Here is a 23,307-nt window from a genome sequence, read left to right as displayed (position 1 = left end):
GACTACAGCGGGATGTTGCCGTGCTTCTTGGGCGGCAGCACCTCGCGCTTGCCGCGCAGTGCGCGCAGCCCGCGGACGATGTGCCGACGGGTCTCGCTCGGCGCGATCACGGCGTCCACGTAACCGCGTTCGGCGGCCAGGTAGGGGTTGAGCAGGGTGTCCTCGTAGGAGGCGAGCAGCTCGGCGCGCTTGGCGTCGGCGTTCCCGGCGGCCTGGGCCTCGGCGATCTCGCGCCGGTGCAGGATGTTGACCGCGCCCTGGGCGCCCATCACGGCGATCTGCGCGGTCGGCCATGCCAGGTTGAGGTCCGCGCCCAGGTGCTTGGAGCCCATGACGTCGTAGGCGCCGCCGAAGGCCTTGCGGGTGATCACGGTGATCAGCGGGACGGTGGCCTCGGCGTAGGCGTAGATCAGCTTGGCGCCGCGGCGGATGATGCCGTCCCACTCCTGGCCGGTGCCGGGCAGGAAGCCGGGGACGTCCACGAAGGTGAGCACCGGGATGTTGAACGCGTCGCAGGTGCGCACGAAGCGGGCGGCCTTCTCGCTGGCGGCGATGTCCAGGCAGCCGGCCAGGTCCATCGGCTGGTTGCCGACCACGCCGACCGCATGGCCCTCGACCCGGCCGAAGCCGGTGATGATGTTGCCCGCGTACAGCGGCTGGGTCTCCAGGAACTCGCCGTCGTCCAGGATGTGTTCGATCACCGTGTGCATGTCGTACGGCTGGTTCGCCGAGTCAGGCACGAGCGTGTCGAGTTCCAGGTCCTCGGCAGTGATGGCCACATCGGCCTGCTCCGGGTAGACCGGCGGCTCGGAGAGGTTGTTCGAGGGCAGGTAGGAGAGGAGGTTCTTGACGTACTCGATGGCCTCCTTCTCGTCGGCGGCCAGGTAGTGCGCGTTGCCGGACTTGGTGTTGTGGGTGCGCGCGCCACCCAGCTCCTCCATGCCGACGTCCTCGCCGGTGACGGTCTTGATGACGTCCGGGCCGGTGATGAACATGTGCGAGGTCTGGTCGGCCATCACCACGAAGTCGGTGACGGCGGGGGAGTAGACCGCGCCGCCCGCGCACGGTCCCATGATCAGCGAGATCTGCGGGATGACACCCGAGGCGTGCACGTTGCGGCGGAAGATCTCGCCGTAGAGGCCGAGCGAGACCACGCCCTCCTGGATCCGGGCGCCGCCGGAGTCGTTGATGCCGATGACCGGGCAGCCGGTCTTCAGCGCGAAGTCCATCACCTTGACGATCTTCTCGCCGAAGACCTCGCCGAGGGAACCGCCGAAAACGGTGAAGTCCTGGGCAAAAACGGCCACTTGGCGGCCGTCGACGGTGCCGTAACCGGTCACCACGCCGTCGCCGTACGGTCGGTTCTTCTCCTGGCCGAAGTTGGTGGAACGGTGGCGGGCGAACTCGTCGAACTCCACGAAGGAGTCCTCGTCGAGGAGTTCGGTCACTCGCTCACGTGCCGTCAGCTTGCCCTTGGCGTGCTGCTTCTCGACCGCGGCGGCGGAGCCGGAGTGCACCGCCTCGTCGAGCCTGCGCCGCAGGTCGGCAAGCTTTCCGGCGGTGGTGTGCGGGTCGTACGGCGCCTCGGTCATCCGGTGGCTCTCCCTGGTCCATGGGCCGCGGCCTGTTCGGTCCCGTGCGTGAGGGCGCGTGCGGGCAGGGCGGCGCTGCGAACTACCGTTGGGTAGCGTAGCCAGCGCGGGCGGCTTGCGGTTATGGCCAGCGACACAGTGTGTTCATCCGGCTTTCTGCGGGAGCATGGGGCGGCCTGGCGCCTCTTGGGGTGGCGGTGCGGGGGCCCGGGCCCGGGCGGCATCCGGCACCCGGTCCACCCATCCGTGCACCTGAGGGGTTTCGGGGGCCGGCGTGGGTACGCTGAGCTGGTGACCGAGCCGACCCGCCCTCGTCGTAGCGGCCTGCGTGGCTTCGGCCACGACGGACCGTCCCCCTGGACCGATCTCGACCGCCCGCCGCTGGACGGCGCCCGGCTCGCCAGGGACCTGGTGGTCCCGGGCGGGTTCTGGACCGCCGTGGACGTGGTCGACGAGACCGGATCCACCAACACCGACCTCGCCGCCCGGGCCGGGGCGGGCGAAGCGGAGGGCGCCGTCCTGGTCGCCGAGGCGCAGAACGCGGGCCGTGGCCGGCTCGAACGGGTGTGGAGCGCACCGGCCCGCTCCGGCCTCTTCCTCTCCGTGCTGCTGCGCCCCGCCGACGTGCCGATGGAGCGGTACGGCTGGCTGCCGATCCTGGTCGGTGTCGCGGCGGCGAGCACGCTGGGCCGGGTGGCGGAGGTGGAGATCGGCCTGAAGTGGCCCAACGACCTGCTGGTCACCGTGGACGGCGTCGAGCGCAAGGTGGGCGGCATCCTGACCGAGCTGAGCGCCGGCGCGGTGGTCGCCGGTCTCGGTGTCAACGTCTCGCTGCGCGAGTCCGAACTGCCCGTTCCCGCCGCCGCTTCGCTGGTCCTGGCCGGGGCCGGGGTGGCCGACCGGGAGACCCTGCTGCGCGCGCTGCTGCGGGAGTTCGCCGAGCTGTACCAGGAGTGGGTGGCGGCGGCGGGCGACCCGTACGCCAGCGGGCTGCTGCCCGCCTACACGGCCCGCTGCACCACCCTGGGCCGGTCCGTGCGGGTCCAACTCCCGGGCGAGCGCGAACTGCTCGGCGAGGCCGTGGCGGTGGACGGCCTCGGCCGGCTGGTGGTCCGCACCGCCGACGGGCAGCGCCACCCGGTCGCCGCCGGGGACGTCGTACACGTACGGCCGGACCAGGGGTGACCGGGCCGGGCGGACGGAACGGCGGAGTCCCGGCGGGGTTCTGATCCGGCCTTGTCCCGGCCGGATGCCCCGGATCACGTGATTCCGTGCGAACATTCCACCTGGCAGCGGTGTGAGGCGCGCCACTACCCGAGCGGTGGTCGGGGCGCCCCTGGACAGGGCAGGGCGAGAGGCAAGTGCGGCAACCGCACGGGGATGGACCGGTGGTAGGCGAAAACGTCGGTGGCAACGGCGGCAAAGGCGACGCGGCGGACTCGGAGGAGCAGACGGTCGCGCTGGACCTGGAACGGCTGATCCTCGACGCGCCGCGCCGGTACACGCCGTACCAGGCCGCCCGCGCCGCCGACGTGCCGATGGAACTGGCCACCCGCTTCTGGCGGGCCATGGGCTTCCCGGACATCGGCCAGTCCCGGGCCCTGACCGACGGCGACGTGATCGCCCTGCGCAGGCTGGCCGGCCTGGTGGAGTCCGGGTTGATCAGCGAGCCGATGGCGATCCAGGTGGCCCGCTCCACCGGCCAGACCACCGCCCGGCTGGCCGGCTGGCAGATGGACACCTTCCTGGAGAGCCTCACCCAGTCCATCGAGCCCGGCATGACCAGGGCCGAGGTGGCCTACCCGCTGGTCGAACTGCTGCTGCCGGAGCTGGAGCAGTTCCTGGTGTACGTCTGGCGGCGCCAGCTGGCCGCCGTCACCGGCCGGGTGGTGCAGGCCGCCGAGGACACCGAGATCACCAGCGGCCGGCTCGCCGTCGGCTTCGCCGACCTGGTCGGCTTCACCAGGCTCTCCCGCCGCCTGGAGGAGGAGGAACTCGGCACGCTGGTCGAGAACTTCGAGAACACCTGCTCCGACCTGATCGCCGGATTCGGCGGCCGGGTGATCAAGACGCTGGGCGACGAGATCCTGTACGTGACCGAGGATCCGGCCACCGCCGCCGAGATCGCGCTCAGCCTGGTGGAGGCGCTGGCCAAGGAGGACACCATCCCCGCCCTGCGGGTCGGGATGGCCTTCGGCACCGTCACCTCCCGGATGGGCGACGTCTTCGGCACCACGGTGAACCTGGCCAGCCGGCTGACCTCGATCGCGCCCAAGGACGCGGTGCTGGTGGACGGCGAGTTCGCCGCCGCGCTGGAGCAGAACGGCGCGGTCGTGCCGCCGTCGGTCTGCGCCTCGATGGAAGGGCTGGAGGAGCACCACACGCCCGGCTCCGCCGAGCACCGGTTCCACCTGCAGCCGATGTGGCGCCGCCCGGTGCGCGGGCTCGGCCTGGTGGAGCCCTGGCTGCTGAGCCGTCACGTCCACGATCTCTGAACCCGGTCTCACGGGATTCGCACATATTCGCGCGGACAAATGGGGCAAAGTCCCGGCGAAGGACCATAACCTTGGTCCAGGACGGTAGTCCTGGAGCGTTCTGGGCACGTTCGGGCAGGCCCCGGGCCAGTGCTCCCGGGCGGCCCCGGGGGATCAGGGATGAGGCGGAGCCGGTGAGCGAGGCGACCATGTCGGAACCCGTGCACGTGTCCGTACCGCCGGCCCTCGATCCGCGACTGCAGGCCGTCGTCGAGCTGGCCCAGGACATGGCGGTCGCCGTCACCCCGCTGGACGCCGTTCGGGCCGCGGCCGCGCGGGCCACCACCGCACTCGGCGCCACCATGGCCGCCGTCTCGGTGTGGGACCGCGAGTCGGGCCGGCTGCGGGTGCTGGTCAACCACGGCGAGTTGGCCCAGGGCGAGGAGGAGCTGCCGGAGGACGAGTCCTACCCGGTGGCGGACTTCCCGGAGATCGTCACATATCTGGAGGAGCACTGGACCACCGGCCGCCTCCCGCGCGCCTGGGTGCAGACCGCCGAGCACGCCGATGCCACGCACTCCGTGCACGCGCACCCGGGCGCCGGCGCGTTCTGTAAGCAGCGCGCCGTGGGATTGCGCCGACGCGGACGGAAGTGCTGCCTGGTCGCGCCGATCGTCCTGCACGGCCAGGCATGGGGTGAGCTCTATCTGGCCCGGAAGGCGGACCTGCCGGTCTTCACCGACGCGGACGCCGACTACGCGACGCTACTGGCGGCCCAGATCTCCGCCGGGCTCGCCCAGACCGAGCGGCTGACCGACCTGCGCCGGCTCGCCTTCACCGACCCGCTCACCGGTCTAGCCAACCGCCGGGCGGTCGACGCCAGGCTGGAGACCGCCCTGGCGGCCCACAACCGGGACGACACCGTGGTCAGCCTGGTGGTCTGCGACGTCAACGGACTCAAGCGGGTCAACGACCGGCTCGGCCACGAGGTCGGCGACCGGCTGCTGGAACGGTTCGCCCACCAGCTCTCGCTGGCCGCCGCCAAACTCCCCGGCAGCCTGGCCGCCCGGCTCGGCGGTGACGAGTTCTGCCTGCTGGTCGAGGGCCGCAAAGCAGACGAAGTTGTCGCGGTGGCCGAGGAGTTGGTCGCCCACTCGCTGGATCTCGCGGACGGCGAGGGGGTCGCCTGCGGGGTGGCTTCCACCGGTGATTCGATCGGCCCGGTCACCACCCCGGACAGGCTGTTCCGGCTCGCCGACGCAGCCCAGTACCGGGCCAAGGCCGCCCGGGCCACCCATCCCGTGGTCGCCGGACGGGGCCACGGTCCCGGGTTCGCCCCCGACCCGACCGTGCTGCTGGCCGACTCCGCCGACCCGCACCACCGCACCGACCGCCGCCCCGGCCGGGGCCACGCCCACGTCGGCGACCGCCGCCGGTTCCGGGGCGCCACGAACAGCGCCGACCCGGGGCAGCTGCTCGCCGTCGTGCTCGCCTCGCTCGACCAGCACGGCGCGGTCCGCACCCACCACCCCGCGGACACCCTCGGCCGGCTGGTCACCGTCGCCGGGACCGCTGCCCGGTTGCTGAACGCGGTCGGCTGGTGGGTCAGTTACGTACCGCCGGGCTCGCAGCTGATGCGCACCGTCCAGCACGCCGTCTACCGGATGACCAGCGGGCCGACCAGCAGCGGTGCCGAGACCCAGCGGGCCCAGATCGAGGCCCCGGACGCGGTGTTCGACCTCGGCTACTACCCGCTCACCCGCCGGGCCGTGCGCGGCGGGTCCTTCGCTCTGCGCTCCGGCGCCGCCGGGAACGACCCGGCGGAGGAGGCGATGATGATGGTCAGCGGCTACAAGGGCATGCTCGCGGCCGGCGGCGGCAACGCGGCGGGCGGCTGGCTGGTGGAGCTGTTCGCGGACGAGTCCACCCTGCCGTTCGGCCCGGTCACCGCGGCACTGCGGGCCCTGGTCGCGGTGGCCCTGTCCGGACCGACCTCGCCGCCGCCCTGAGCCCTCGCGCCCGCCGGGTCACGGTCGTGGCACGGCCGCACCCGGGTGCTGTCGCAGCGGCCTTGCGGGGTGCGACAGTCGACACTGCCGCTGGCTGCGGGGCCGGGGCTGGGAACGGGGGATGTCATGCGCACACGTCCGGCCGCGGTACTGCTCGCGCTGGCCCTGGCCGCCGGCGGGGCCACCTTGGCGGGTCCGCCGGCCTCGGCCGCGCCACTCGCGATCCAGGCGCCGACGGCGAGTCGGGCGACGGAGAGTCTGCCGACGGAGGGTCAACAGCGGTCGGACGGGGTGGGGCCGGTCGGGGCGCGGGCCCGGGCACGGTCGCTCGCGTCCGTTCCGCTGGCACGGGGCAAGTCCAAGATCCGGAGGAAGCGGGGCTTCGTCGGGAGGCTGGTCGGGACGGCCTTCGGCCTGGTCGCGTTGTTCGTGGTCCTGTTCGTCGTCATCGTGCTGGTGGTCGTGGCGCGGCGCGGCAGCCGCCGGCGCGAGAACGGGTGACCCGGCGGCGGGGCCGGTCAGGGGCGCAGCGCGCGCAGCAGGGCCTCGACCATGGCGTCCGCGTACGCCTGATCGATCGGTCCGGTGCCCAGCAGCCAGCGGTAGTGCAGCGGGCCGTAGACCAGGTCCACGGCGAGGTCCAGGTCGAGGTCCTCGGCCAGCTGCCCGGCCCGCTGGGCGCTGCGCAGCCGGTCCCTGGTGACCTCCAGGAGGGGGCCGAGCAGTCGGGCCCGGTACTCCCGGAGCAGGGTGGGGTCGAGCTGGATCTCGGCCGAGATGGCGCGGCCGACCCGTTCGAACGCGGGATCGGCGAGCTGTTCGGCGGCCGGCCGGAGCAGGGCCCGTAGGTCGGCGGCCAGGTCCCCGGTGTCGGGGAGGTCCAGGCTGCCGGCCTCGTTCTCGTTGGCGGCCAGGAAGGCGTCGAAGACCACCGCCCCCTTCGAGGGCCACCAGCGGTAGATGGTCTGCTTGCCGACGCCCGCTCGGGCGGCGATCGCCTCGATGGTGAGCTTCGCGTACCCGAGCTCGGTCGCCAGTTCGGCGGCGGCGGTGAGGATGGCCTGTCTGGAGCGCTCGTTGCGGCGGGCCGGGTCCGGGGTGCTGCTGGTGCGTGCCATGCGGGAATTCTAGCGAGTCAGACGAGACGATACGTCTCGTATTGACGAACCATCGGAAGCTGTGCACCCTGGAGGGGTGGCGAGACGGAGCGTCTCGCCAGGATCGATCGCCCGATCTGGAGGACGTATGCCCCGCCCCGCGCACATCGCCATGGTCTCCATCCCGGCCCACGGCCATGTCAACCCGAGCCTGGCGGTCATCCGTGAGCTGGTCGCGCGCGGACACCGCGTCAGCTACGCCAACGACCCGTCGTTCGCCGCAGTGGTGGAGTCCGCCGGTGCCCGCCTCGTCCCCTGCGGCTCCACCCTGCCACTGGCCGACGACCCGTCGGGCTGGCCCGATGACCTGGTCGAGGTGCAGGACCTCTTCCTGGACGACGCGATCGCGATGCTTCCGCAGCTGCGCGCCGCCTTCGACGACGACAGGCCGGACCTGGTGCTGTGCGACATCGCCGCCTACGCCGCCCGGGTGCTGGCCGAGGGCTGGCGGCTGCCGATCGTCCAGCTCTCGCCGACCTATGTCGCCTGGGAGGGCTACGAGGAGGAGATGGCGCCGGTCTTCGAACCGGTCATGGGCACTCCTCGCGGCCTCGGGCACTACGCCCGCTTCGCCCGCTGGCTCGCCGAGAACGGCGCGGGCGGCGACCGCCCCGACCCGAAGGCGTTCACCGGCCGGCCGGAGCGCAGCCTCGTACTCGTCCCGCGGGCCCTGCAGCCCAACGCGGACCGGGTCGACCCCGGGCGGTACGCCTTCGTCGGACCGTGCTTCGGCGACCGCTCCGCGCAGGGCGGTTGGACGCGGCCGGCGGACGCCGGGAAGGTGCTGCTGATCTCGCTCGGTTCGGCCTTCACCCAGCAGCCCGCGTTCTACCGCGAGTGCCTGAAGGCCTTCGGTGACCTGCCCGACTGGCACGTGGTGCTCCAGATCGGCAGGCACGTGGACCCGGCCGGGCTGGGCGAGCTGCCCGGCAACGTCGAGGTGCACTCGTGGGTGCCCCAACTCGCCGTGCTGGAACAGGCCGACGCGTTCGTCACGCATGCCGGTATGGGCGGTGCGAGCGAGGGGCTGTACTGCGGGCTGCCGATGATCGCCGTGCCGCAGGCGGCGGACCAGTTCTCCAACGCCGACCGGCTGGTCGAACTCGGGGTCGGGCGGCGGATCGACACCGCAGAGGCGACCGCGGCCGAGCTGCGCGCGGCCCTGCTGGAGCTCACCGCGGACCCGGAGGTCGCCGCGCGGCTGGAGGGGATCCGGAGCGAGCTCCGCGCGGAGGGCGGCAGCGCGAGGGCCGCCGACCTGATCGAGGCGCACCTTCCCGGCTGACCCTGCCTCCGGGCGGCCGGTGGCGCCGGCGCGGGCCCTGCCGGAGCGGGCCGCCGGCGTGAACCGGCAGGCTGCGACGGTCGGTTGAGGGCGCCCGGCCGGCCGTGTCCCGCCGGTGGGCCTCACGCTCCAGGGGGCCGGCGCCCTCCCCCGTCGGGCTCTGTCGTGCCCTTCCCGCGCCCCGGACGGGCTTCGGCCGGCTCCGCGATGCGGTCCGGGCGGGTGTAGACGTTGGCGCCGTGACCGCGCAGGAAGCCGACCAGGGTGAGGCCGAGCTCCTCGGCCAGGTCCACCGCGAGCGAGGACGGCGCGGAGACCGCGGCGAGCAGCGGGATCCCGGCGAGGGCCGCCTTCTGGGTCAGTTCGAACGAGGCGCGGCCGCTGACCAGCAGCAGGTGGCCGGTCAGCGGCAGTCGCCCCTCGCGCAGGGCCCACCCGATCACCTTGTCCACCGCGTTGTGCCGGCCGACGTCCTCGCGGGCGCAGAGCAGTTCGCCGTCCGGGGTGAACAGGCCGGCCGCGTGCAGTCCGCCGGTGGACTCGAAGGTGCGCTGCGCCGCGCGCAGCCGGTCCGGCAGGGCGTAGAGCAGTTCGGGGGTGACCGTGAGCGAGTCCCGGTCGAGCGGATGGCGGACGTGCATCCGCACCGCGTCGACGGTGTCCCGGCCGCACAGGCCGCAGGCGCTGGTGGTCAGCAGGTTGCGGTGGCTGGAGAGGGCGGTGGCGCCGCCGCGTACGGTCGCGTCCACCACGTTGTAGCTGTTCGCGCCGTCGGCGTCGGTCCCGGCGCAGTAGCGGAGCGCGGCGAGCTGGTCGGAGCGCTCGACCATCCCCTCGCCGACCAGGAACCCGGCCACCAGGTCGAAGTCGTGCCCGGGGGTGCGCATGGTCACGGTCAGCGCCTGGCCGCCGACCCGGATCTCCAGCGGCTCCTCCGCCGCCAGCGCGTCCGGCCGTGCGCCCCGCTCGTCCCCGCGCAGCCGTATCACCCGACGCCGCACCGTTGCCCGTGCCATCAGCCCTCCGCCTCCCCGTGTCTCCTCGCTCAGCTTGCGCCACCCGGCCGCCACGGCGGAAATCCGCGGGGTCCGCCGGGCTCCGCCACCCGCGGGACGCCGTCGTCGGCCGCCGCCACCGACCCGGGCCGGGGATCCCGTGGGACGAGATCTCTCGGAACGATGGTTGTCATATTCTCATTCACCTGCTCTGATTATGTATATGGATATGCACAGTGCTGTGGCCCCCGACGCGCCGCTCGTGCTGGTCGGCAAGGCCGACGTCAGCGCCGAGGACGTGATCGCCGTCGCGCGGGGCAATGCCCGGGTCGAGATCGGCCCCGACGCGCTCGCCGAGATGGCGGGTGCCCGGGCGCGGATCGATGCTCTCGCGGCCGAGCCGCGTCCCGTCTACGGCGTCTCCACCGGGTTCGGTGCGCTCGCCGTCCGGCACATCAGCCCCGAGCTGCGGGCGCAGCTCCAGCGTTCGCTGGTCCGCTCGCACGCCGCCGGCATGGGCCCCGCGGTGGAGCGGGAGGTGGTCAGGGCGCTGGTGTTCCTGCGGATGAAGACGCTGGCCTCCGGCCGCACCGGTGTCCGTCCGCTGGTCGCGCAGACCATGGCCGCCATCCTCAACGCGGGCATCACCCCGGTGGTGCGGGAGTTCGGCTCGCTGGGCTGCTCCGGCGACCTGGCCCCGCTGTCGCACTGCGCGCTGGTCCTGATGGGCGAGGGCGAGGCGTTCGGCCCGGACGGCGGGATCCGCCCCGCCGGTGAGCTGCTGGAGGAGGCCGGCATCGAGCCGGTCGAGCTGCTGGAGAAGGAGGGCCTGGCCCTCATCAACGGCACCGACGGCATGCTCGGCATGCTGGTGATGGCCATCGCCGACCTCTCCCGCCTGTTCACCACCGCCGACATCACCGCCGCGATGACCCTGGAGGCGCTGCTCGGCACCGAGAAGGTGCTCGCCCCCGAGCTGCACGCCCCGATCCGTCCGCACCCCGGCCAGGCGCTCAGCGCGGCCAACATGCTCGCCGTGCTCCAGGGCTCCGGGCTGACCGGGCACCACCAGGACGACGCTCCGCGCGTCCAGGACGCCTACTCCATCCGCTGCGCCCCGCAGGTGGCAGGCGCCGGTCGCGACACCCTCGCGCACGCCCAGCTGGTCGCCTCCCGCGAACTGGCCGCCTCGGTCGACAACCCGGTGGTGCTGCCGGACGGCCGGGTCGAGTCGAACGGCAACTTCCACGGCGCCCCGGTCGCGTACGTGCTGGACTTCCTCGCCATCGCCGCCGCCGACCTGGGTTCGATCTCCGAGCGCCGCACCGACCGGCTGCTGGACAAGGCGCGCTCGCACGGCCTGCCGGCCTTCCTGGCCGACGACCCGGGCGTGGACTCCGGTCTGATGATCGCCCAGTACACCCAGGCCGCCCTGGTCAGCGAGAACAAGCGGCTGGCCGTCCCGGCCTCGGTGGACTCCATTCCGTCCTCGGCGATGCAGGAGGACCATGTCTCGATGGGCTGGTCCGCGGCCCGCAAGCTGCGAGCGGCCGTGGACAACCTCGGCCGGATCCTGGCGGTCGAACTGACCGCCGCCGCCCGTGCGTTGGAGATCCGTACCGACAACGGCAGCGGGCCGACCGCGCCCGCCACCGCCGCCGCCGTCGCCGCCGCGCGCGCGGCCGGTGTCGGCGGGCCCGGGCGGGACCGCTTCCTCTCGCCCGACCTGGAGGCCGCCGCGGCGCTGGTCGCCTCGGGCGAGCTGGTCCGGGCCGTCGAGCGGGTGACCGGGCCGCTGGCCTGAGCACCCGGGGTGTAAGACCGACCGGCAGCAGGGAGCGCGGCCGCGGGCCCTAACGCCGGTCGGTCCGAGCAGGGGCGCGAGGCCCTGCCCGGCCAGCCCGCGGCGCGTACGCGGTCGACCGGGCGGGCACCGCGCCCCGCGGGTTCGCCCGACCGCCCGGAAGGGCCCGTTCGGCGGCCCGGATACCCTGGCCCGACGCCCCCGGCGGGCCGTCCCGCTGTTCGATACGTCGTTGCCCGCCCGGGCGGGACTGCGCCACAGTCGTCCCACCCGTCGTGACCGGTCCCGTGGCCGACGGCGTGTGCTGCCACCAGAGCCCGGAGGTACCGCTGATGACCGCCATGGACGAGACCGGCACGGCCGGCCCCTCCGCCCGACTGCTGCAGCTCTTCGAGGGCCACCGGCTCACCCCGACCCAGCGGCGGATCGCGCACTCGCTGGTCCGGCACGCCAACGAGGCGCCGTTCCTCTCCAGCGTCGAGGTGGCCGAACTCGCCGGGGTCAGCCAGCCCTCGGTCACCCGCTTCGCCGTCGCGCTCGGCTTCGACGGCTACCCGGCACTGCGCCGGCAGCTGCGCGATCTGGGCGCGGGCGAGCAGGCGGCGCCCGAGACGCCCGACGACGCGGTCCGCAACGAGCACCAGCAGGCCGTGCTCGCCGAGATCGAGCACCTGCGCCACCTCGCCGAGCTGCTGGCCGACCCCGAGCCGATCGTCCGCGCCGCCCGGCTGCTGGCCGCCTCCCGTCCGCTGCCGGTGCTCGGGCTGCGCGCGGCCTCCGCCCAGGCCAGGGGCTTCGCGTACTTCGCGGCCAAGGTGCACCCGGACATCCGGCTGCTGGACGAGGGTGGCAGCATGCTCGCCGACCGGCTGGAACAGGCCGCCGCCGCCGGGGCGAGCGCGTTGCTCTGCTTCGCCCTGCCGCGCTACCCGCGCGAGCTGATGGACGCCCTCGCCGTCGCCCGGGACTGCGGGTTGACCGTCCTCACCGTCGCGGACAGCTCCTTCGCCCCGGTCGCCAAGCTCTCCGACCTCCTCCTCCCGGCGGCGGTCGGCACCGGTCTGGTCTTCGACACCGCCTGCGCGCCGATGATGCTCGGCCGGGTCCTGCTGCAGAGCATGTGCGACGAACTCCCGGGTGCGGAAGCCAGGTTGGAGGCCATCGAGCACTCGGCTGCGGCGCGCGGGCTGTTCCTGGAATAGCCGCCCGGCCGCTCCGGTCGGCCGGGAAACGGAGACATCCGCTCGCTCCGGGGCGGTTGCTGACACCCCGTGGGCGGGCATCTCATCAACAGGCCCCGGTGCAGGGGCCGGACGGGGGTGCCAGCCATGCGTCCGATCCACCAGATGAGACTGACCGGCCGGCTCGCCTCGGGGGCCGACGAGTGGTCCTGCCCCACCTGCGGCCGTCGTATCGCGCTGCGGCGTCCGCCCGATCCGGAAGTGGTGGTCCTGGACGTCGGCGACGAGTCCGCCGTCCACGTCGGGCTCGTCGAGCCGGACGAGGCCGCCGCGGCGGTGGCGGAGAAGTACGGCCTCGGCCCGATCCAGGAGATCCCGCGCCCGCCGGCTCCCGCCGCCCCCGACGCCGTGCGGTCCGATGCCGCGCGGGGCGACCTGGTCGGGCCCGACGCCGAGGACCGCGCCTGGCTGGCCGAGATCGGCATCGACTGGGACGGCGGCGCGGCGGCCTGAGCCACCTGCCCCCGGATCCTCGGCGTCAGCGCCGCGCGGCGGCCGCCAGGTGCTCGGCCAGTGCCCGGGCGGCCGCCGCGTCCAGCGGCTCGTGGCCGACCAGCAGCCGGTACCAGAGGAAGCCGTAGCCGAGGTCGACCAGTACGGACGGGTCCGCGTCCGGCCTCAACTCGCCGCGCTCCTGGGCGCGTTGGAACAGCAGCCGGAGCGCGGAGCGGCGCCGGGCGGTGAAGTCGGCGAGCACCGCGGCGACCGCCCGCTCGCGCTGCGCCCCGGACACCACTTCGACGAGCAGCCGGGTCATGCCCTGGTCCGCCAGTGCGGCGAAGGAGGCCCGGAAGAACTCGGCGAGATCCCCGGACAACGAGCCGGTGTCGGGCAGTTCGACCACGGCGGACGCGTGCCGGTCCATCGCCTCGGCGACCACCGCGCCCTTGGTGGGCCACCAGCGGTAGACGGTCTGCTTGCCGACGCCCGCCGCGCGGGCGATCTTGTCGATGGTCAGCTCCTGCTGCCCGGGGTCGCGGAGCAGCTCCATGGTCGCGCTCAGTACCGCCTGCCGGGCCGCCTCGTTGCGCCTGCGACCGGTGTGCGGCCGGGCGGCTGCCGGACGGCCGCTCTCTTCCACGGCGCTGACCTGCGGTTCTTCCATGGTGCCGAGAATACACCTTGACGAGACTGGGAGTCTCGACAAAGATTTGTCGAGACAGATCGTCTCAACAACTCGCCGGTCCGTGGTCCTTGGGCCGGCCTCTTCACGGGGGAGTCACCATGTCCGCATCCTTCGCAGGCCAGCGCGTCGCCGTCATGGGTGCCAGCCACGGCATCGGCGAAGCCACCGCTCGGGAGTTCGCCGAGGCCGGGGCCCAGGTGGTCATCACCGGGCGGGCCAAGGTGCGCCTCGACGCCGCCGCGGCCCGGATCGGCCACCCGGTCGCCGTCGCCGAGATGGACGCCACCGATCCGGACTCGGTGGCCGCCTTCTTCGCCGCGGTCGAGCCGCTGGACCACCTGGTGATCGCGCTCAGCTCCGGTGCGATCGGTCTCGGCCCCTTCGCCGAGCTCGCCGAGGCCGACCTGCGCACGGCCTTCGACGGCAAGGTCTTCGCGCACCTGCGCATCCTCCGGGCTGCGCTTCCCAGGATCCGCCGGGACGGCTCGGTCACGCTGATCACGGCGGCCTCCGCGCGGGCCGCGCTCCCCGGTTCGGCCGGCCTGGCGGCGGTCAACGGGGCGCTGGAGTCGGCGGTGCCGCCGCTCGCGGCCGAGCTGGCTCCGCTGCGGATCAACGCGGTCTCGCCGGGCGTGGTCGACACCGCCTGGTGGGCCGGGATGCCGGAGGCCGACCGTGCCGCGCTCTTCGAGGGTGTTGCCGCGAGCCTCCCGGTCGGCCGGGTCGGCCGGCCCGAGGACATCGCCCGGGCCATCACCTACCTCGCGGGCAACGGCTTCGTCACCGGCACCGTGCTGGACTGCGCCGGCGGCGCCACCCTGGCCACCGGTCGCTGAGCCGGGCGGCCGAAGCCGGGGCCGGGCCACCGCCCGCCCGTCGGATGGCCGCCCGGCGGACCGTCTGCTGCTGTATGGATCTATTCAGGACTGCCCTCTGGTCTCGGCCCTCTTGTTTGGATATATTCAGAGCGTTCGATCCTGAATGAATCCATCCGCAAGGAGGCCGGGAGCATGGTTCAGCAGCAGGCGGGCAGTGGCCCGCGCGAGGTGCGTGCGGCGCGCGGGACTCAGCTGACCGCGCAGGGCTGGCAGCAGGAAGCCGCGATGCGGATGCTCATGAACAACCTCGACCCCGAGGTCGCCGAGCACCCGTCCAAGCTGGTCGTCTACGGTGGCACCGGCAAGGCCGCGCGCGACTGGCGCTCGTTCGACGCGATGGTCCGCACCCTGCAGACGCTCAAGCAGGACGAGACCATGCTGGTCCAGTCGGGCCGCCCGGTCGGTGTGATGCAGACCCACGAGTGGGCGCCGCGCGTCCTGATCGCCAACTCCAACCTGGTCGGCGACTGGGCCAACTGGGAGGAGTTCCGCCGGCTGGAGAGCCTCGGGCTCACCATGTACGGGCAGATGACCGCCGGTTCCTGGATCTACATCGGCACCCAGGGCATCCTGCAAGGCACCTACGAGACCTTCGCCGCCGTCGCCGCCAAGAAGTTCAACGGCACGCTGGCGGGCACCATCACGCTGACCGCCGGTCTCGGCGGCATGGGCGGCGCCCAGCCGCTGGCCGTCACCATGAACGGCGGCGTGGCGATCTGCATCGACTGCGACCCCTCCCGGATCGCCCGCCGGATCGAGCACCGCTACCTGGACGTCGAGGCGAAGGACCTCGCCCACGCGCTCGAACTGGCCACCGCCGCCCGGGACAAGAAGCAGCCGCTCTCCATCGGCGTGCTGGGCAACGCCGCCGAGCTGGTCCCGCAGCTGCTGGCGATGGACGCCCCGATCGACATCGTCACCGACCAGACCAGCGCCCACGACCCGCTGAGCTACCTGCCGATCGGCGTCGAGTTCGCCGACATGGCCGAGTACGCCGCCGCCAAGCCGGCCGAGTTCACCCAGCGCTCCCGAGAGTCGATGGCCAGGCACGTCGAGGCGATGGTCGGCTTCCAGGACGCCGGCGCCGAGGTCTTCGACTACGGCAACTCGATCCGCGGCGAGGCCCAACTCGCGGGCTACCAGCGGGCCTTCGAGTTCCCCGGGTTCGTCCCGGCGTACATCCGCCCGCTGTTCTGCGAGGGCAAGGGCCCGTTCCGCTGGGCGGCGCTCTCCGGTGACGCGCAGGACATCCACAAGACCGACAAGGCCGTGCTCGACCTCTTCCCGGAGAACGAGTCGCTGCACCGCTGGATCAAGATGGCCCAGGAGAAGGTGCACTTCCAGGGCCTCCCGGCGCGCATCTGCTGGCTCGGCTACGGCGAGCGCGACAAGGCCGGCGAGCGCTTCAACGACATGGTCGCCTCCGGCGAGCTCTCCGCCCCGATCGTCATCGGCCGTGACCACCTCGACTGCGGCTCGGTCGCCTCCCCGTACCGCGAGACCGAGGCGATGCTGGACGGTTCGGACGCCATCGCCGACTGGCCGCTGCTCAATGCCATGGTCAACGTCGCCTCCGGCGCGTCCTGGGTCTCCATCCACCACGGCGGCGGCGTCGGCATCGGCCGCTCGATCCACGCCGGCCAGGTCACCGTCGCCGACGGTACGGCGCTCGCGGGCGAGAAGATCCGCCGGGTGCTCACCAACGACCCGGGCATGGGCGTCATCCGGCACGTCGACGCCGGCTACGACCGCGCCAGTGAGGTCGCGGCCGAGCGCGGGGTGCGCGTCCCGATGGGCGAGCTGTGACCTCCGGCAGTTTCGAACGGATGTGGGCGGAGCTGCTCCCCGTGGGCCGCTCCGCCTCCTCCGGCGGCTACCGCCGCTTCGCCTGGAACTCCGCCGACGCCGAGTGCCGGGCCTGGTTCGAGGAACAGGCCCGCTCACGCGGCCTGACCTACGAGCTGGACCGCAACGGCAACCAGTGGGCCTGGCTGGGCGATCCGAGCGGCGAGGGCGCGGTCGTCACCGGCTCGCACCTGGACTCCGTCCCGGACGGCGGTGCCTTCGACGGCCCGCTCGGGGTGGTCTCCTCCTTCGCCGCCCTGGACGAACTCCGCTTGCGCGGTGCCGAGTTCAGCAGGCCGCTGGCGATCGTCAACTTCGGGGACGAGGAGGGCGCCCGGTTCGGCGTCGCCTGCGTCGGATCGCGGCTGAGCGCGGGGGTGCTGAGCCGCGAGCAGGCGTTTGAGCTGCGCGACGCCGACGGCGTGCGGCTGCCCGACGCGATGGAGCGGGCCGGCCACGACCCGGGCGCGATCGGCGCGGACGGCGACCGGCTCGCCCGGATCGGCGCCTTCGTCGAGCTGCACGTCGAGCAGGGCCGCTACCTGACCCAGGGGCAGCCGGTCGGGGTGGCCAGCGCGATCTGGCCGCACGGCCGCTGGCGCTTCGACTTCCACGGCGAGGCCAACCACGCCGGCACCACCCGGATCGAGGACCGCCGCGACCCGATGCTCACCTACGCCAACACGGTGCTCGCCGCCCGCAAGAAGGCGAAGCTGGCGGGTGCGCTGGCCACCTTCGGCAAGGTCGCGGTGGAGCCCAACGGCACCAACGCCATCGCCTCCCTGGTCCGCGGCTGGCTGGACTCCCGGGCCGCCGACGAGCGGACCCTGGACGCGCTGGTCGAGGAGATCCGGCAGGCGGCGTACGAGCGCGGTGCCCGCGACGGCGTGCGGGTCGAGCTGACCCGGGAGTCGTTCACGCCGGTCGTCGACTTCGACTCCCCGCTGCGCGACCGCCTCGCCAAGCTGCTCGGCAACGTCCCCGTGCTGCCCACCGGGGCGGGACACGACGCCGGAATCCTGGCATCGGTGATCCCGACCGCCATGCTGTTCGTGCGGAACCCGAGCGGAGTCTCGCACTCCCCGGCCGAGCACGCCGAGGAGCCCGACTGCCTCGCCGGAGTGGCCGCCCTCGCCGACGTACTGGAGGACCTCGCATGCCAGCCGTAGCCACGTACTGGGCGGAGCACGCCTGGCTGCCGCACGCCGGCGGTCCGGTGGTCGGGCACGAGGTGCTGATCGGTGTCGGCCCGGACGGCAGGATCACCGAGGTCACCCCGGACAGCGGGCCCTGCCCGCCGGACGCCGTCAAGCTCACCGGCCTGACCCTGCCGGGCCAGGCCAACGCCCACTCGCACGCCTTCCACCGCGCCCTGCGCGGCCACGTCCAGATCGGCTCGGGCACCTTCTGGACCTGGCGGGACACCATGTACCGGTTCGCCGGGGCGCTCGACCCGGACAGCTACCTGGGGCTGGCCACCGCCGTGTACGCGGAGATGGCCCTCGCCGGGATCACCGCCGTCGGCGAGTTCCACTACCTGCACCACGCGCCCGGCGGCGGCCGCTACGGCGATGCCAACGCCATGGGTGAGGCGCTGATCGAGGCGGCGGCCCGGGCCGGCATCCGGATCACCCTGCTGGACACCTGCTACCTCTCCTCCGGGTTCGGCGCCGAGCCCACCGAGCCGCAGCTGCGGTTCAGCGACGGCGACGCGGACGCCTGGGCGGCGCGGGCCGGCGAGCTCAAGGAGCGCGGGCACGCCAGGATCGGCGCGGCCATCCACTCGGTCCGGGCCGTCCCGGCCGACCAGCTGGCCACCGTCGCGCACTGGGCGGCGATGCGCAGGGCACCGCTGCACGTCCACCTCTCCGAGCAGACCGCCGAGAACGACGCCTGCCTCACCGCCCACGGCGTCACCCCGACCCGGCTGCTCGCCGACCACGGCGTCCTCGGCCCGCGCACCTCGGCCGTGCACGCCACCCACCTCACCGACGAGGACATCCGGCTGCTCACCGACTCCTCGACCAACATCTGCATGTGCCCGACCACCGAACGCGACCTCGCGGACGGCATCGGACCGGCCCGGCGGCTGGCCAGCGGCGGCTGCCCGATCACCCTGGGCAGCGACAGCCACGCCGTCATCGACCCGTTCGAGGAGGCCCGGGCGCTGGAGCTGAACGAGCGCCTGCACAGCCGCACCCGGGGCCACTGGACGGCCGGCGCCCTGCTGCGGGCCGGCACCGAGGACGGCCACGCCTCGCTCGGCTGGCCCGAGGCGGGCCGGATCGAGGCCGGTGCGCTGGCGGACCTCGCCGTGGTCGCGCTGGACTCGGTACGCACCGCCGGGCCCGCCCCCGCGCTCGGTGCCGAGACGGCCGTCTTCGCGGCCTCGGCCGCCGACGTCCGGCACGTGGTGGTGGGCGGCCGGCAGATCGTCCGCGACGGGGTGCACCAGCTGGTCGCGGACGTTCCGGCGGCGCTGCGCGACTCCATCGCCGCACTGCAGTCCTGAGTCCTGCCAGGCGCGCGGACGGTTCGCGGCCACGGGCGCGGGAAGTCGCAGCGCCCCCGGTGGTGCACCTTCCGCGCCCCGAAACCCCCCGAAAGGCTTCCCTTGAGCACTCTCCTGATCACCGATGTCGGCAGTCTGGTCACCAACGACCCCGCGCACGGCACCGGCCCGCTGGGCCTGCTGGAGGACGCCGCCGTGCTGGTCGAGGCCGGGCGGGTGGCGTGGGTCGGCCCGGCGGCCTCGGCGCCCGCCGCCGACGAGCGGTACGAGGCGGGCGGCCGGGCGCTACTGCCGGGCTTCGTGGACTCGCACGCGCACCTGGTCTTCGCCGGTGACCGTACCGCCGAGTTCAACGCCCGGATGTCCGGCCAGTCCTACAGCGCGGGCGGCATCCGGACCACCGTCGCCGCCACCCGCGCCGCGAGCGACGAGGAGCTGGACGCCAACCTGGTCCGCTTCCTGAACGAGGCGCTCCGCCAGGGCACCACCACCGTGGAGTGCAAGTCCGGCTACGGCCTCACGGTCGCCGACGAGGCACGCGCGCTGCGGATCGCCGCCTCGCACACCCCCGAGACCACCTACCTGGGCGCCCATGTGGTGGCCCCCGAGTTCGCCGACGACCCGGCGGCCTACGTGGAGCTGGTGACCGGCGAGATGTTGGACGCCTGCGCTCCGCACGCCCGCTGGGTGGACGTCTTCTGCGAGCAGGGCGCCTTCGACGGGGACCAGGCCCGGGCCGTCCTCACCGCCGGGGCCGAGCGCGGACTGATCCCCCGGGTGCACGCCAACCAGCTGTCCCACGGGCCCGGGGTGCAGCTGGCCGTGGAGCTCGGCGCGGCCTCGGCCGACCACTGCACCCATCTCTCCGACGCCGACGTGGCCGCGCTGGCGGAGTCGGACACCGTGGCCACCCTGCTCCCCGGCGCGGAGTTCTCCACCCGCGCGAAGTACCCCGACGCGCGCCGGCTGCTGGATGCGGGCGCCACCGTCGCGCTGTCCACGGACTGCAACCCGGGCTCCAGCTTCACCAGCTCGATGGCCTTCTGCATCGCGGTGGCCGTCCGCGAGATGGGCATGACCCCGGACGAGGCCGTGTACGCCGCGACCGCCGGCGGCGCCCGGGCGCTGCGGCGCACCGACGTCGGCGGCATCACCGTGGGAGCCCGGGCCGACCTGCAGCTGCTCGACGCCCCCTCGCACGTGCACCTGGCCTACCGTCCCGGCGTGCCGCTCACGGCGGCGGTCTGGCGCGCGGGCGTGCGGATGGTCTGAGCCAAAGCGGCGAAGGGCCGGTACCCGTGGGGGTACCGACCCTTCGCCGGTGGGGATCAGCGGTGCGTCAGTGCACGTCACCCATCAGGGCGACGACCTTCTTGCGGTACATCGTCAGGGCGACACCGGCGATGAGGGCCATCACGCCCTGGACCGCGAAGTACCAGGTGCTGCCGACGGCGGCGTCGCCGAGGACCAGCTGGAAGATGGCGGCCACGCAGTCACCGGCGGTGACGGCGAGGAACCAGACACCCATCATCTGGCTGGCGTACTTGGTCGGGGCCAGCTTGGTGGTGACCGAGAGGCCGACCGGGGAGAGGGTCAGCTCACCGACGGTCTGGATCAGGTAGACCATGGCCAGCCACAGCGGGGTGACCTTGACGCCACCGGAGGCGGCGGCCATCGCCATCATCATCACCAGGAAGGAGGCGCCGATCATCAGCAGACCGATGGCGAACTTCATGGTGGTGCTGGGGTTCTTGCCGCGCTTGGACAGCCAGACCCAGAGCCAGGCGAAGACCGGGGCCAGCGCCATGATGTAGAGCGGGTTCAGCGACTGGAACCAGCTGGACGGGAAGTTGATCCCGAACAGGTCCGAGGCGGTGTTCTTGTCGGCGAAGACGTTCAGCGTCGAGCCGGACTGGTCGTAGATCATCCAGAACACGGCGGCGGCGATGAAGAACCAGATGTAGCCGCTCATCTTGGACTGCTCGTCCGAGTTGAGGTCCTGGTCCTTCTTCACCTTGGCGAAGACGAACACCGGGATCGCGATGCCGGCGATCGACAGCGGCCAGACCGCCCAGTCGATGGTGAAGGAGCCGGTCGCCACGACGACGCCGTAGAAGACCACGGCCGCGGCCAGCCACATGCCGGCCTTGCGGAAGATCGCGCTCTTCTCCTCGGCGGAGATCGGCGAGGTCACCACGTCGCTCTTGGCGCTCAGGTGGCGGGTGCCCAGCAGGAACTGGCCCAGACCCAGGGCCATGCCGACACCGGCGAGGGCGAAGCCCAGGTGCCAGTTGACGCTCTGGCCGACGGTGCCGATGACCAGCGGGGCCGCGAAGGCACCGAGGTTGATGCCCATGTAGAAGACGGTGAAGCCACCGTCGCGGCGGGGGTCGTTCGGGCCGTCGTACAGGTGGCCGACCATCGTGGAGATGTTGGCCTTGAGCAGACCGGAGCCGATGGCGATGAAGGCCAGGCCGACGAAGAACGACACGGAGGCCGGGACGGCCAGCAGGAAGTGGCCGATCATGATGATCGTGCCGCCGACCGCGACGGTCTTGCGCGCACCGAGGAAGCGGTCAGCGATCCAGCCGCCGGGCAGGGCCAGCAGGTAGACCATGGCCGTGTACACGCTGTACACCGCGCTGGCGATGGCCACCTTCATTCCGAGGCCGCCCTCGGCCACGGAGGCGGTCATGTAGAGCACCAGCAGGGCACGCATGCCGTAGTAGCTGAAGCGCTCCCACATCTCGCTCATGAAGAGCGTGGCGAGGCCCCGGGGGTGCCCGAGGAAGGTCTTGCCGCTGGAGGGAGCCGACTGGAGGTCGGCAGCCACGGTCGTAGACGCCATAGGTAAGTGGTTCCTTGCCTGAAGCGTTCGCCCATGAGGGGGGTTGGGGCGAACGGGTACCAGGCCACTGTACGTGGCGGTATTCCTCTCAATCGGAGGACAAAACGGGCTATGAGCGTATTGCCCAAGTAAAGGATCAAGGCACTTGACTGACGAGTTCCATGGCAAGTCGGTGACTATTCCTTCGAACCGCAGGTTTATGCGGGAGGATTTTTGGCCATCCCCGAGCGACCTTCGGGTTGAAGGGGGGCATGGCAACGATTGATAACAATCACGCTCTGTGAACTACCTCACAGCGCCCGTCAGTCGTCGGATCCGGCCCGCCGCCAGCAGGAACACGGCCCCGGCGAGCGCCGCCGGCGCGCCCTGGAGCCAGAAGTACGGGGACCCACCGACCAGCCGCCGCAGCCGTGTCGTCCAGCCGGCCACGCGTCCCCGGTCGCCATCGAGAGGAACCGCGTACCCGGCATCTGGCTGCCGCACTTCGCCGGAGCCAGCCGGCCGGCGATCGTCGAGACGTTCGGCTTCCCGGTCATGGTGGTCAGCGCGCCGGCCAGCACCGCCCGGCGGGCGCCGCAGAGGCGGTCCGACACCCAGCCGCCCAGGACGGCCGGCACGCGGATCAGCGCGGTGCGCCCGGCGCGGGGAGCCGACCGGGACCTCGTCCGCCCCGCAACTCGGCTGTGCTGCCCCCCATTCGCCCTCCCGAGCCCGCCGTCGGTGAGAGATCACGTCGGGATCCGGCGTCCGGTGAGCCGGGCAGGACCGGACGGGATTGCGCCGTCCGAGGAGAATCCGCACTCCGGGGGGCCTGATCGCGGGCCGCCAAGCCGACTACCATCGCCCCATGACCTGTGTGCTGCTGGCCGAGGACGACCCGGCAATCTCCGAACCGCTGGCCCGCGCGCTGCGCCGCGAGGGTTACGAGGTCCTCGTTCGCGAGGACGGCCCGTCCGCGCTCGGCGCCGCCCTGACCGAGGAGGTCGACCTCGTCGTCCTCGATCTCGGCCTGCCCGAGATGGACGGCCTTGAAGTCTGCCGGCGGCTGCGCGCCGACGGCCGCAGCTGCCCGGTGCTGGTGCTGACCGCGCGCGCCGACGAGGTGGACACCGTCGTCGGCCTGGACGCCGGCGCGGACGACTACGTCACCAAGCCCTTCCGGCTGGCCGAGCTGCTCGCCCGGGTCCGGGCGCTGCTGCGGCGCGGCAACGTGGACCAGCTCACCACCGGCGCGCACGGCGTGAAGATCGACATCGAGTCGCACCGCGCCTGGCTCGGCGACGAGGAGCTGACCCTCTCCGCCAAGGAGTTCGAGCTGCTCCGGGTGCTGGTCCGGGACGCCGGCCGGGTGGTGACCCGCGAGGAGATCATGCGCCAGGTCTGGGACACCACTTGGTGGACCTCCACCAAGACCCTGGACATGCACATCTCCTGGCTGCGCAAGAAGCTCGGCGACGACGCGGCCAACCCCCGCTACATCGCCACGGTGCGCGGCGTCGGCTTCCGCTTCGAGAAGAACTGACCCCGCCTTCGGGGAGGAC

The 23,307-nt window shown here is 72.8% G+C and carries 18 protein-coding genes and 1 pseudogene; 14 read left to right on the top strand and 5 right to left on the bottom strand.

Features of this window, described 5'->3' with window-relative positions; translation table 11 throughout:
* Positions 1-2 precede the first annotated feature (2 nt).
* Positions 3-1,592, bottom strand: a complete 1,590-nt coding sequence (locus ACWDAK_RS00340) for an acyl-CoA carboxylase subunit beta (RefSeq protein ID WP_344638055.1) — start codon at positions 1,590-1,592, stop codon at positions 3-5.
* Positions 1,593-1,883: 291 nt separating this feature from the next.
* Between ACWDAK_RS00340 and ACWDAK_RS00335 the strand changes: the two genes are divergently transcribed.
* The 4 genes and pseudogenes from ACWDAK_RS00335 (at position 1,884) to ACWDAK_RS00320 (ending at position 6,576) form a co-directional block, all read left to right on the top strand.
* A complete protein-coding gene (locus ACWDAK_RS00335) occupies positions 1,884-2,777 on the top strand; it encodes a biotin--[acetyl-CoA-carboxylase] ligase (protein ID WP_344638054.1) in 894 nt (297 codons plus the stop codon).
* A gap of 203 nt (positions 2,778-2,980) precedes the next feature.
* On the top strand, positions 2,981-4,087 hold the full coding sequence (locus ACWDAK_RS00330; RefSeq protein WP_344638053.1) for an adenylate/guanylate cyclase domain-containing protein: 1,107 nt from the start codon (positions 2,981-2,983) through the stop codon (positions 4,085-4,087).
* A gap of 266 nt (positions 4,088-4,353) precedes the next feature.
* A pseudogene (locus ACWDAK_RS00325) lies at positions 4,354-5,511 on the top strand (GGDEF domain-containing protein); the annotation flags it as partial.
* Positions 5,512-6,201: 690 nt separating this feature from the next.
* Complete coding sequence (locus tag ACWDAK_RS00320; protein ID WP_344638052.1) at positions 6,202-6,576, top strand: hypothetical protein; 375 nt, start codon at positions 6,202-6,204, stop codon at positions 6,574-6,576.
* 17 nt (positions 6,577-6,593) lie between these two features.
* On the opposite strand, the gene ACWDAK_RS00315 is transcribed toward ACWDAK_RS00320, so the two are convergent.
* Positions 6,594-7,193, bottom strand: a complete 600-nt coding sequence (locus ACWDAK_RS00315) for a TetR/AcrR family transcriptional regulator (RefSeq protein WP_427392851.1) — start codon at positions 7,191-7,193, stop codon at positions 6,594-6,596.
* A gap of 76 nt (positions 7,194-7,269) precedes the next feature.
* Here ACWDAK_RS00315 and ACWDAK_RS00310 point away from each other — a divergent pair, with 76 nt between their 5' ends.
* Positions 7,270-8,517: a macrolide family glycosyltransferase gene (locus tag ACWDAK_RS00310; RefSeq protein ID WP_427392852.1), complete on the top strand. Its 1,248-nt coding sequence runs from the start codon at positions 7,270-7,272 to the stop codon at positions 8,515-8,517.
* Positions 8,518-8,639: 122 nt separating this feature from the next.
* Here ACWDAK_RS00310 and fdhD read toward each other — a convergent pair whose 3' ends face one another.
* The gene (fdhD, locus tag ACWDAK_RS00305) at positions 8,640-9,533 is read right to left on the bottom strand and encodes a formate dehydrogenase accessory sulfurtransferase FdhD (RefSeq protein ID WP_344638049.1); all 894 of its coding nucleotides are present in this window, start codon (positions 9,531-9,533) and stop codon (positions 8,640-8,642) included.
* A gap of 208 nt (positions 9,534-9,741) precedes the next feature.
* Between fdhD and hutH the strand changes: the two genes are divergently transcribed.
* From hutH to ACWDAK_RS00290, 3 genes are all read left to right on the top strand, one after another.
* Positions 9,742-11,316: a histidine ammonia-lyase gene (gene hutH, locus ACWDAK_RS00300; RefSeq protein ID WP_344638048.1), complete on the top strand. Its 1,575-nt coding sequence runs from the start codon at positions 9,742-9,744 to the stop codon at positions 11,314-11,316.
* Between the two features lie 332 nt (positions 11,317-11,648).
* Positions 11,649-12,518, top strand: coding sequence for a MurR/RpiR family transcriptional regulator (locus ACWDAK_RS00295; protein ID WP_344638129.1), 870 nt, complete (start codon positions 11,649-11,651; stop codon positions 12,516-12,518).
* Between the two features lie 144 nt (positions 12,519-12,662).
* Positions 12,663-13,010: a hypothetical protein gene (locus ACWDAK_RS00290; RefSeq protein ID WP_427392853.1), complete on the top strand. Its 348-nt coding sequence runs from the start codon at positions 12,663-12,665 to the stop codon at positions 13,008-13,010.
* A 25-nt stretch (positions 13,011-13,035) separates the two neighbouring features.
* Here the strand turns inward: ACWDAK_RS00290 and ACWDAK_RS00285 are convergent, their stop codons facing one another.
* Positions 13,036-13,662, bottom strand: a complete 627-nt coding sequence (locus ACWDAK_RS00285; RefSeq protein WP_344638046.1) for a TetR/AcrR family transcriptional regulator — start codon at positions 13,660-13,662, stop codon at positions 13,036-13,038.
* Positions 13,663-13,781: 119 nt separating this feature from the next.
* Here ACWDAK_RS00285 and ACWDAK_RS00280 point away from each other — a divergent pair, with 119 nt between their 5' ends.
* From ACWDAK_RS00280 to hutI, 5 genes are all read left to right on the top strand, one after another.
* Complete coding sequence (locus ACWDAK_RS00280) at positions 13,782-14,519, top strand: SDR family oxidoreductase (RefSeq protein ID WP_427392854.1); 738 nt, start codon at positions 13,782-13,784, stop codon at positions 14,517-14,519.
* Positions 14,520-14,693: 174 nt separating this feature from the next.
* A complete protein-coding gene (gene hutU, locus ACWDAK_RS00275; protein ID WP_344638044.1) occupies positions 14,694-16,367 on the top strand; it encodes a urocanate hydratase in 1,674 nt (557 codons plus the stop codon).
* A 20-nt stretch (positions 16,368-16,387) separates the two neighbouring features.
* The gene (locus tag ACWDAK_RS00270; protein WP_427392875.1) at positions 16,388-17,575 is read left to right on the top strand and encodes an allantoate amidohydrolase; all 1,188 of its coding nucleotides are present in this window, start codon (positions 16,388-16,390) and stop codon (positions 17,573-17,575) included.
* Entirely contained in the window at positions 17,563-18,918 is a 1,356-nt protein-coding gene (locus tag ACWDAK_RS00265) for a formimidoylglutamate deiminase (RefSeq protein ID WP_427392855.1), read from the top strand. Before ACWDAK_RS00270 ends, ACWDAK_RS00265 begins: the two co-directional genes overlap by 13 nt.
* A 102-nt stretch (positions 18,919-19,020) precedes the next feature.
* On the top strand, positions 19,021-20,190 hold the full coding sequence (gene hutI / locus ACWDAK_RS00260; RefSeq protein ID WP_344638042.1) for an imidazolonepropionase: 1,170 nt from the start codon (positions 19,021-19,023) through the stop codon (positions 20,188-20,190).
* 67 nt (positions 20,191-20,257) lie between these two features.
* Here hutI and ACWDAK_RS00255 read toward each other — a convergent pair whose 3' ends face one another.
* Positions 20,258-21,766 carry a peptide MFS transporter gene (locus ACWDAK_RS00255; protein ID WP_344638041.1) on the bottom strand — a complete coding sequence of 503 codons (1,509 nt, stop codon included), beginning with the start codon at positions 21,764-21,766 and terminating at the stop codon, positions 20,258-20,260.
* An 847-nt stretch (positions 21,767-22,613) separates the two neighbouring features.
* On the opposite strand from ACWDAK_RS00255, the gene ACWDAK_RS00250 reads away from it, so the two are divergent.
* Complete coding sequence (locus ACWDAK_RS00250; protein ID WP_344638040.1) at positions 22,614-23,288, top strand: response regulator transcription factor; 675 nt, start codon at positions 22,614-22,616, stop codon at positions 23,286-23,288.
* Positions 23,289-23,307: the final 19 nt, after the last annotated feature.

It is taken from the genome of Kitasatospora sp. NPDC001175 (genome assembly GCF_053598215.1).
Note: the sequence above shows the minus strand (reverse complement) of the source record. Positions and strands in the feature narration are given on the sequence as shown.